The 9766-nt window shown below is 56.8% G+C and carries 9 protein-coding genes; 7 read left to right on the top strand and 2 right to left on the bottom strand.

Annotated features, from left to right (window positions below; genetic code table 11):
- Positions 1-356 (bottom strand): hypothetical protein (locus ERD80_RS11895; protein ID WP_211145587.1); only part of this gene is annotated, 356 nt, incomplete at its 3' end.
- 446 nt (positions 357-802) lie between these two features.
- Here ERD80_RS11895 and putP point away from each other — a divergent pair.
- The 7 genes from putP to ERD80_RS22495 all read left to right on the top strand — a co-directional run bounded on the left by putP (position 803) and on the right by ERD80_RS22495 (position 8633).
- Positions 803-2287 (top strand): sodium/proline symporter PutP, encoded by a 1485-nt coding sequence (putP, locus tag ERD80_RS11890; protein ID WP_058771173.1) that lies wholly within the window; start codon positions 803-805, stop codon positions 2285-2287.
- Positions 2288-2543: 256 nt separating this feature from the next.
- Positions 2544-3377, top strand: coding sequence for an iron uptake transporter permease EfeU (efeU, locus tag ERD80_RS11885; RefSeq protein ID WP_021509909.1), 834 nt, complete (start codon positions 2544-2546; stop codon positions 3375-3377).
- A gap of 51 nt (positions 3378-3428) precedes the next feature.
- A complete protein-coding gene (gene efeO / locus ERD80_RS11880; RefSeq protein ID WP_136547029.1) occupies positions 3429-4547 on the top strand; it encodes an iron uptake system protein EfeO in 1119 nt (372 codons plus the stop codon).
- 2 nt (positions 4548-4549) lie between these two features.
- Positions 4550-5830 (top strand): iron uptake transporter deferrochelatase/peroxidase subunit, encoded by a 1281-nt coding sequence (gene efeB / locus ERD80_RS11875; RefSeq protein ID WP_136547027.1) that lies wholly within the window; start codon positions 4550-4552, stop codon positions 5828-5830.
- A 574-nt stretch (positions 5831-6404) separates the two neighbouring features.
- Entirely contained in the window at positions 6405-7193 is a 789-nt protein-coding gene (gene phoH / locus ERD80_RS11865; protein ID WP_127834262.1) for a phosphate starvation-inducible protein PhoH, read from the top strand.
- 98 nt (positions 7194-7291) lie between these two features.
- Positions 7292-8296: an XdhC family protein gene (locus tag ERD80_RS11860; protein ID WP_168926273.1), complete on the top strand. Its 1005-nt coding sequence runs from the start codon at positions 7292-7294 to the stop codon at positions 8294-8296.
- 199 nt (positions 8297-8495) lie between these two features.
- Positions 8496-8633: a hypothetical protein gene (locus tag ERD80_RS22495; protein WP_168926272.1), complete on the top strand. Its 138-nt coding sequence runs from the start codon at positions 8496-8498 to the stop codon at positions 8631-8633.
- A 161-nt stretch (positions 8634-8794) separates the two neighbouring features.
- On the opposite strand, the gene hxlB is transcribed toward ERD80_RS22495, so the two are convergent.
- The gene (gene hxlB, locus ERD80_RS11855) at positions 8795-9355 is read right to left on the bottom strand and encodes a 6-phospho-3-hexuloisomerase (RefSeq protein WP_136547025.1); all 561 of its coding nucleotides are present in this window, start codon (positions 9353-9355) and stop codon (positions 8795-8797) included.
- Between the last annotated feature and the right edge of the window lie 411 nt (positions 9356-9766).

Genomic DNA, 9766 nt, shown 5'->3' with positions numbered 1-9766 from the left:
TTCTCTGCCAGCGGGGCAGGGAGACGCGCCTGCTCCAGCAGCATCGGCACCGCATCGGTCTCCGGACGACGCCATGCGGCGGTAATGGCCGAGCGGCTGACCGACTGCGGCAAAATGTGTTCGGCGAAGTCGAGGAAAGGCTGGAAGCTCTCTTCCGGCACGCGCTCATCGTCTGCGGCATCATTCAGCTGCAGCGGGATCTCCGCCAGCGTTTCTCCCGCTTCCAGCTGGCCGAGATAGTTAAAAATTGCCTGCTTGATCAGCCAGTGCGGCGTGCGGTCAATCTTTTGCGCCGCCAGTTTAATGCGATCGCGGGTGGCTTCATCCAGCTTCACCCCCATGGTGGTGGTTCCCATGATTTCCTCGTCCTCAAAGTGTGAATCAACTTCAGCGTGGGCTGCACTATCACTCATGTTGCAACTTTGTGCAACCGTGTTAAATGTGACCTCGGTTGCACGTTTTTAACCGGCTTTTTTGTTAACGCAGCAAAAGCGGCACAGAACTTGCTGCAAGAATCTCGCCAGAGTTGCAACCCACCGCAACATCACGCCTCCTGGCTGACATCAGGTGCAACTTAAAATGTGAACAGGCGCAACCTGTGAGCATGAAAAATGCAAAGTCAGGTGAAACCCAGGTAACAGCTGTGTTAAATGCATTGTGCGCGTCGCACCTTTGCGGCAGGATACCGCGCCTTATGAGAAATCGCTTTCTCTGGATGCGGTAAAGCCCTGACGTTATCCCGTTCCGGTAACGCAGGAAAAAAGATTTCTCTTAAGAGATCAAATAATAAGTGGAGAGACAGATGACAGTAAGTACACCGATGCTGGTGACATTTATCATTTACATCCTCGGGATGGTGTTGATTGGTTTTATTGCGTACCGCTCAACCAAAAACTTTGACGACTATATTCTGGGCGGTCGCAGCCTGGGCAGTGTGGTGACCGCGCTGTCGGCCGGGGCCTCGGACATGAGCGGCTGGCTGCTGATGGGACTGCCGGGCGCGATTTTTCTCTCCGGGATCTCTGAGAGCTGGATTGCCATCGGCCTGACGATTGGCGCGTGGCTGAACTGGAAAATTGTTGCGGGTCGCCTGCGCGTGCAGACCGAGCATCACAATAACGCTTTAACCCTGCCAGACTTTTTTACCAGCCGCTTCGAAGACCACAGCAAAATTCTGCGCGTCATCTCGGCACTGGTAATCCTGATCTTCTTCACCATTTACTGTGCCTCGGGCGTCGTGGCGGGTGCGCGCCTGTTTGAAAGCACCTTCGGCATGAGTTATGAAACCGCACTGTGGGCTGGCGCGGCAGCAACCATTCTATATACGCTGGTGGGCGGTTTCCTGGCGGTGAGCTGGACCGATACCGTGCAGGCCAGCCTGATGATTTTTGCCCTGATCCTGACGCCGGTGATTGTGATTATCGCCGTCGGCGGACTGGATGATTCGCTGGCGGTGATTGAAGCGAAAAGCCTGGAAAACCTCGATATGCTGAAGGGCCTGAACTTCGTGGCGGTGATTTCACTGCTCGGCTGGGGCCTTGGCTACTTCGGCCAGCCGCATATTCTGGCGCGCTTCATGGCCGCAGACTCGCACCGTTCTATTCGTACCGCACGCCGCATCGGCATGGCCTGGATGATCCTGTGTCTGGCCGGTGCTGTTGCGGTGGGCTTCTTCGGTATCGCCTATTTCCAGAACCATCCGGAGCAGGCGGCGGGCGTAAGCGAAAACGGCGAGCGCGTGTTTATCGAGCTGGCGCGCATTCTGTTCAACCCGTGGATCGCCGGTATTCTGCTGTCGGCCATTCTGGCGGCGGTGATGTCGACCCTGAGCTGTCAGTTGCTGGTGTGCTCGAGCGCGCTGACTGAGGATCTGTATAAAGGGTTTCTGCGTAAAAATGCCAGCCAGAAAGAGCTGGTGTGGGTTGGCCGTTTAATGGTGCTGGTGATTGCGCTGGTGGCAATTGCGCTGGCCTCCAACCCGGAGAACCGCGTGCTGGGGCTGGTGAGCTACGCCTGGGCAGGCTTTGGTGCCGCATTCGGTCCGGTGGTGCTGTTCGGCGTGTGCTGGAAGCGCATGACGCGCAACGGCGCGCTGGCCGGCATGATTATCGGGGCCGCTACGGTGCTGATCTGGAAGCAGTACGCCTGGCTCAACCTGTATGAAATCATCCCGGGCTTCCTGTTTGCCAGCATCGCGATTGTGGTGGTGAGCCTGGCTGGCCGCGAACCGTCGGCTGAAGCGCAGCAGCGTTTCGATGCCGCCGAAGCGGAATACAACACCAAATAACGGTGATGGTCTGAGTAAAGCGGGGAGCGCGAGTGCCATGCTCCCCGCACTGTCAGTGTCACGTCCTCTGCGCGCGATTTATCGCCTAATCTGTCACCCCGCCCTGACTTTCCCGCATCGCTACCTGGTCCGCAAAAGCAAAATTAATTTCGCGCGGTGACTTGTATTTTCATCCGCGATAATGATAATCGATATCGTTCGCACTTTACGTATTTTTACCTTAGGTTTACCCTCCTTAACATTCAAGAGGTTGGTGATGTTCGTTCCCTTTCTCATTATGCTGCGCGAAGGTCTCGAGGCAGCGCTCATCGTCAGCCTGATTGCCAGCTATCTCAAACGCACCCAGCGCAGCCAGTGGTTCCCCGCGATGTGGGCCGGCGTGTTTATTGCTGCGGCGCTGTGCCTCGCGCTCGGTATTTTCATCAACGAAACCACCGGTGAGTTCCCGCAGAAACAGCAGGAGCTGTTCGAGGGCATCGTGGCGGTGATTGCCGTGGTGATCCTCACCTCAATGGTGTTCTGGATGCGCAAGGTGTCGCGCAATATCAAAGCTACGCTGGAAAAATCCGTCGATCAGGCGCTGCAGAAGCCGGGCGGCAGCGGGTTGCCGCTGGTGCTGATGGTGTTTCTCGCCGTGGCGCGTGAAGGGCTGGAGTCGGTGTTCTTTCTGCTGGCGGCCTTCACCCAGGATGTCGGCTATGCGCCACCGATTGGCGCAGTGCTGGGTCTGGCGACCGCCATCGTGCTGGGCATGCTGATTTACTACGGCGGCGTGCGTCTTAACATGGCGCACTTCTTCCGCTGGACCAGCCTGTTCATCCTGCTGGTGGCGGCCGGACTGGCAGCGGGGGCGATCCGCGCCTTCCACGAGGCGGGACTGTGGAACCACTTCCAGGCGACCGCGTTTGACTTCAGCAACACGCTCTCTACCCATTCGATCTTTGGCACGCTGCTGGAAGGCATTCTGGGTTATCAGGAAGCGCCGAGCGTCAGCGAAGTCGCGGTATGGCTGATTTATCTGATCCCGGCGCTGCTGCTGTTTTTCTTCCCGGCGCGTCCGGCACCCAGCGCCGCACGGTCGGTGCGCTAACTTTTCGCAGGCGCGCGTGCGCCTGTACCTTCATGTAACAGGGATATGACTATGACGATTCGCTTCCGCCGTAAGGCGCTGTTGCTCTCCATGCTGGCGCTGTCCGGTGCCGCTTCTGCCGCTGCCGTACCGCAGGTCACGGTGACGGTCACTGACAAGCAGTGCGAGCCGATGTCGCTCAACGTGCAGGCCGGTAAAACCCAGTTCATTATCAAAAACAACAGCCAGAAAGCGCTGGAGTGGGAAATCCTCAAAGGCGTGATGGTGGTGGAAGAGCGCGAAAACATCGCGCCCGGCTTCAGCCAGAAGCTCACCGCCAACCTGGAAGCGGGTGAATATGACATGACCTGCGGCCTGCTCACCAATCCGAAAGGCAAGCTGGTGGTCAGCGGTGACAGCCAAACCGCCAGCAGCGGCAAGCCAGACGTGCTGCAGCTGGTCGGGCCAATTGCCGATTACAAAGTCTACGTGATGGGCGAGGTGAGCGCGCTGGTGGCCGGCACCAAAGCCTTTACCGACGCGGTAAAAGCCGGTGACGTGGAAAAAGCCAAAGCGCTGTATGCGCCGACGCGCGTCCACTACGAGCGCATCGAGCCGATTGCCGAACTGTTCTCTGACCTCGACGGCAGTATTGACGCGCGTGAAGATGACTTCGAGAAAAAAGCGGAAGATCCGAAATTTACCGGCTTCCATCGGCTGGAAAAACTGCTGTTCGCCGACAACACCACCAAAGGCGCGGACGCGTTCGCTGACCAGCTGTATAAGGATGTGCAGGATCTGCAAACCCGCGTCAGCGAGCTGGCCTTCCCGCCGGCGAAAGTGGTCGGTGGCGCGGCAGGCCTGATTGAAGAGGTAGCGTCCAGCAAAATCTCTGGTGAGGAAGATCGCTACAGCCGTACCGATCTGTCCGATTTTCAGGCCAACATCGACGGCGCACAGAAAATCGTTGATCTGCTGCGTCCTCTGCTGCAAAAAGCCAATCCGCAGCTGCTGGCGAAAGTGGACGCGAACTTTAAGAAGGTGGATGGCATTCTCAGCAAATACCGCACCAAAGACGGTTTTGCCTCCTATGAAAAGCTGACCACCAGCGACCGTAATGCGCTGAAAGGGCCCATCACCACGCTGGCGGAAGATCTCTCCCTGTTGCGCGGCACTTTAGGTCTTGATTAATCATGAGTAAAAAAAATGACGCGGCGCAACCGTCGCGTCGTCGTCTGTTACAGGGATTAGGCATGCTGGGTGGCGCGGCGGCACTGGGCGGCGGCTGTCCGTTCCATGCCGCCAGCGCGGCAGAGAGTTTCTCACCTGGCACGGTTGCACCCGACGCGCGCCAGCAGGCGCAACCGTTTTACGGCGCTCATCAGGCCGGCATCCTGACGCCGCAGCAGGCATCTATGATGCTGGTGGCGTTTGATGTGCTGGCCAGTGATAAAGCCGAACTGGAACGCCTGCTGCGGCTGCTGACGCAGCGCTTTGCCTTTCTCACCCAGGGCGGACCGGCGCCGGCGGTGCCCAATCCGCAGCTGCCGCCGCTCGATTCCGGCATCCTGGGTGCGGACATTGCGCCCGATAACCTGACCCTGACGCTGTCGGTGGGTGATTCACTGTTCGACGAGCGCTTCGGGCTGGCCGCGCATAAGCCCAGCCAGCTGCAGACGATGACACGCTTTCCCAACGATTCGCTCGACGCCGCACAGTGTCATGGCGACCTGCTGATTCAGATCTGCGCCAATACCCAGGATACGGTGATCCACGCGCTACGCGATATCATCAAGCACACGCCGGATCTGCTGGCGGTGCGCTGGCGGCGCGACGGCTTCATCGCCGATCACGCTGCACGCAGCAAAGGGCGCGAAACGCCGATCAACCTGCTGGGTTTCAAAGATGGTACCGCCAATCCGGATACCCACAATGCGCAGTTAATGGACCAGCTGCTGTGGGTGACACCGGAACAGCAGGAACCGGCGTGGACGCACGGCGGCAGCTATCAGGCGGTGCGCATCATCCGTTTTCACGTTGAAATGTGGGACCGCACGCCGCTGGGCGAGCAGCAAACCATTTTTGGTCGTGAGAAGCTGTCCGGCGCACCGCTGGGGATGCAGCATGAGCACGACGTGCCGGATTATGCCCGCGATCCGGACGGCGAGATTATCGCACTGGATGCGCATATCCGGCTCGCCAATCCGCGCACGCCGCAAACCGACAGCAGCCTGATGCTGCGGCGCGGCTACAGCTATTCCTCGGGGATTACCGGGGCAGGGCAGCTGGATATGGGGCTGCTGTTCGTCTGTTATCAGCACGATTTAAGCAAAGGCTTTATTACCGTGCAGAAACGACTCAACGGCGAAGCGCTGGAAGAATATATTCGTCCCATCGGCGGCGGATACTTTTTTGTTTTGCCCGGTGTGGCGGACAAAAATCATTATCTGGGGCAGCCGTTGCTCGAAGCCTGATTAATTAATGTACAGCGCTTGTCCGCCGTTCGCGGTGCCAGGCGCTGCTGTTAAGCCCGTCTTAAATTTCTCCTGTCTCGCTGTGATGTCCGAATTTTCTGAAACAGTTTGTTAAGTGCTGAATTACCTATCCTGCTGAATATTAATATTAATTTAATTTAAGCGCACCGGGCTAAGGCAGCGCCACGCGGGTTTTCTTTGCCGTAAAGTAAAAATATTGTTGCAAATCGGCGGAAATATGATGAACTTTAGTCATAGCGTCGTCAGTTGTGTGGCTAAGTCCACTGGAGTTCGCGCATGGCCCGGTCCTTATACGGACAGTTAAATACACTTCAGCTAGCGCAGTACGCTGCGGGGGATTGCCTCCCGCGTGAGAATCCTCTTCACTTTTCTTTAATCGCCTTCGAATTCTTTTCCGATGTTTACCGGTGCGCGGCAGCGTTTCGGCGTTGTTGCACACTTTTCTCACTGGCTCGATACGGCTTACAAGGAAGCCAACAAAACCTCTAAAGCGTTCAAATCATCGCCGCGGGTGATCCGCCGCGATAAATGAAACCAACTGTAAGGTGCCACTATGGGAAGACAGAAAGCAGTGATCAAAGCGCGTCGTGAAGCCCGCCGAGTGCTTCGCAGTGACTCTCGCAGTCATCGTCAGCGTGAAGAAGAATCGGTCACTTCGCTGGTGCAGATGGGGGGGCTGGATGCAATTGGCATGGCGCGCGATGTGCGTGACCGGTCACCAATTGAGGCCAGAAACGATGCTCAGGCGCACTATCTTAACGCCATAGAAACGAAACAGCTGATATTCGCGACCGGTGAAGCTGGCTGCGGTAAAACCTGGATTAGCGCTGCGAAAGCAGCCGAGGCCCTGATCAATAAGGACATCGAAAGGATCATTGTGACGCGCCCGGTTTTACAGGCGGATGAAGATCTCGGTTTCCTGCCAGGAGACATCTCCGAGAAATTCGCTCCCTATTTCCGACCGGTTTACGACGTTCTGGTTAAACGTCTCGGCGCTTCCTTTATGCAGTACTGCCTGCGACCCGAAATCGCCAAGGTAGAGATCGCGCCCTTCGCTTATATGCGCGGACGTACCTTTGAGAATGCGGTGGTGATTCTGGATGAGGCGCAAAACGTCACCGCTGCGCAGATGAAGATGTTCCTGACCCGCCTGGGCGAAAACGTCACCGTGATTGTCAACGGTGATATTACCCAGTGCGACCTGCCCGTCAGCGTCAAATCTGGCCTTGCCGATGCGCTGGCGCGCTTCGAAGAGGATGAGATGATTGGCGTGGTGCGTTTCGGTAAAGACGACTGCGTTCGCTCGGCACTGTGCCAGCGTACGCTGCATGCTTACAGTTAACCTTGAAAAAATAGCTAATCACAACCCGGCTGCGGCCGGGTTTTTCATTGCTATGCTTACGGGAAGAAAAAGGGCGGAAACGATGAGCGGAAAAAGTCATGCACTCTCTTGATGTGCAGGTGGTAAGGATGGCGCAGCAGTGGGCGGAAGCGCAGCCGGTGTGGCTGTGTACCGTGCTCAGCACGTACGGCTCATCGCCGCGCCCGCCGGGCGCGATGATGGTGATTCGCGCCGATGGGCGCTACAGCGGTTCCCTTTCCGGCGGCTGCGTCGAGGAGAATTTTATCACCCGCGTTCAGCAGCAGGCGTTCTCTGCCGCCAGTCAACGGGTGCGCTACGGTGAGGGGGGCGACACGCCTGACCGCGCGCTGCCGTGCGGCGGCGTACTGGATATTCTGGTCGAACGGTTGCCTGCCGGGGCCGCCACGCTGCGCTATTTACAGCAGCTGGAGGATGCGCTGACCGGCGCGCGTGCCATCACCAAACGCCTGACGCTGCCGCAGCCGTGTCACGCGATCGAACCGGCACCTTATACCCGCCGCACCCGCACCCAGGTCACTGACGATGAAATCGTTCTGACCCTGAGTGCCGCGCCACGCCTGATCCTTGCCGGACTCTCCAGCGTCGCCGTTTACTGTGCCAACTTCGCGCTGGCGCTGGGATTCGAAACCATTGTCTGTGAACACCGTGAAGAGGTGCTGAGCAATATGGCGGCCGAACTCGCGCCGGACGTCAAACTGGTGCAGCAGTTTCCGGCGGTGTATCTGGAACGCGAGGGCTGTCATGCCGCCACGGCGATTCTCTCGCTGACGCATGATGCGCGTATTGACGATCTCACCATGATGGAAGCGGTCAATCTGCCGGCGTTTTATCTCGGTGCGATGGGCTCGCAGCGCAACAGCGCCAAACGCAAAGCGCGCCTGAGCGCGATTGCGGAGCTGACGCCGGCGCAGTTGCGGCGCATTCACGCACCGGTTGGACTGGATATCGGCAGCAAAACCCCGGCGGAGATCGCGCTGGCAATCATGGCGGATATTGTGCGTCACAAAAATGGGTTAGCGGCAACGGATGTGCTCAGCCCGGTGCACGCGGCGTCTGAATGATCACATCACTCACCCCACGAAAAACCCGGATGCACCAGGATGCCAGCAGACGGGCAAACGGCTATGCTAAATTTTCGCGCCGCAAATAATCAATAAGCTGTGCTTTATGTTTCATGATGTGATCAACGCTTGCGCTTTACCGGTAACATCTTATCTTCAGAGAAGCGTGTACAAACACCTGAACTGAGAAGGGGTATTTATGGCTAAGCGTCATTTGATTAAATCAATTGAAATTACAGCAATTATTGTCTTCGCGCTGGTGATCGCCTGGCTGGGCGTCACCGGCATCCTGTCATCAACCGGCCTCGATCATGCGTGGCCTTATCCACATCAATAACTGAGTCCAGCACCAGGGAAATCAATTACGCTTAAATATAAACAGAATAAATTATCTAACCTGCACACCCGTATCAGCGGCGATACCGTATCACCACACAGGGTTTCGGTGTCAGATTTGCCGGGTATAAATCAGCGACGTTCGGGAAAAGCGTTATGCTGTTATTCGAAATCCGCATGGCGGCTGAACATGCTCTCGCTGGTTTCACCGCACTGATGCATGATTTCAAGCACCATGGCGTCACAGGTGATAAAGCAAAGCTGCTCAAAGGCCGAGCCCATTGGCTGCGAGAATCGTCCGGCGCTACGTGCGTTATCGGTTTTAACGTTGCCGGGTAATACCAACACGCATTTGGCCAGTCTGCCGATGCCTGAATCTGCTTTCAGGGTAATCAGCGCCACATCGACACCGCGCTCAACGGCGTTCAGCGCCAGTGCTTTCAGGCTCGCGGTTTCGCCACTGCCAGAACCAATAATCAATAAATCGCCAGGTCTGGAGTGGGGTGACGAGATTTCACCGACCAGGCTGACCGAGAAACCCAGATGCAACAGACGGTTAGCGAACGCGCGGATAGCAATGCCGCTGCGCCCGGCACCCTGCAGGAAAATGTGTTTCGCGCTGCGAATTTGTGCGATGAATGCCTGCGCCTGGCTCTCGTCTATCTGCCGGGCGTTGTGCGCGAGTTCGGTAAGAATATGGGATACGTTTGACTGAACGGCCATGTTAATGTTCTCCCGTCAGGCAATGGTTCGTCCGTCTCATTAAACAGCGAAAAGAGTGGCCGGAACATACCCGGTGCTTTTTCAGTCTGGTCATCACGCATTCCCTCTTAATTCAAAGACATCATCAGTGGATGAAAAGGATACCCTGCAGAATTTCCGCTAAGAGTACACGGTCCGCTGCCCACGCGATATTGCAGCGAAAGGGGATCTTTCGATTATGCGTCCTGTGGCACAAAAGCACCTGGAGAACAGACAAATAAAAATGCCCGGCTGTTAACCGGGCACCTATATATAAATGATGGCGGTGAGGGGGATTGATGTCACTCGACACATCCTTGTGCCTCGCCCTTCGGGTGGCTTGCAGCCATGCAAAACGGCTATCCTGCCATTTTGTCGCTTCGCTCACCCTGC

Source organism: Pantoea sp. R102 (assembly GCF_004916815.1).
Classification (GTDB): domain Bacteria; phylum Pseudomonadota; class Gammaproteobacteria; order Enterobacterales; family Enterobacteriaceae; genus Pantoea; species Pantoea dispersa.
The sequence above is the reverse complement of the archived record's forward strand: the minus strand, read 5'-3'. Positions and strand labels throughout refer to the sequence as shown.

What these genes read in the sequence shown, in the direction of transcription:
- putP (WP_058771173.1), top strand. Translation starts at nt 803, where the DNA reads ATGACAGTAAGTACACCGATGCTGGTGACATTTATCATTTACATCCTC.
- efeU (WP_021509909.1), top strand. Translation starts at nt 2,544, where the DNA reads ATGTTCGTTCCCTTTCTCATTATGCTGCGCGAAGGTCTCGAGGCAGCG.
- efeO (WP_136547029.1), top strand. Translation starts at nt 3,429, where the DNA reads ATGACGATTCGCTTCCGCCGTAAGGCGCTGTTGCTCTCCATGCTGGCG.
- efeB (WP_136547027.1), top strand. Translation starts at nt 4,550, where the DNA reads ATGAGTAAAAAAAATGACGCGGCGCAACCGTCGCGTCGTCGTCTGTTA.
- phoH (WP_127834262.1), top strand. Translation starts at nt 6,405, where the DNA reads ATGGGAAGACAGAAAGCAGTGATCAAAGCGCGTCGTGAAGCCCGCCGA.
- ERD80_RS11860 (WP_168926273.1), top strand. Translation starts at nt 7,292, where the DNA reads ATGCACTCTCTTGATGTGCAGGTGGTAAGGATGGCGCAGCAGTGGGCG.
- ERD80_RS22495 (WP_168926272.1), top strand. Translation starts at nt 8,496, where the DNA reads ATGGCTAAGCGTCATTTGATTAAATCAATTGAAATTACAGCAATTATT.
- hxlB (WP_136547025.1), bottom strand. Translation starts at nt 9,355, where the DNA reads ATGGCCGTTCAGTCAAACGTATCCCATATTCTTACCGAACTCGCGCAC.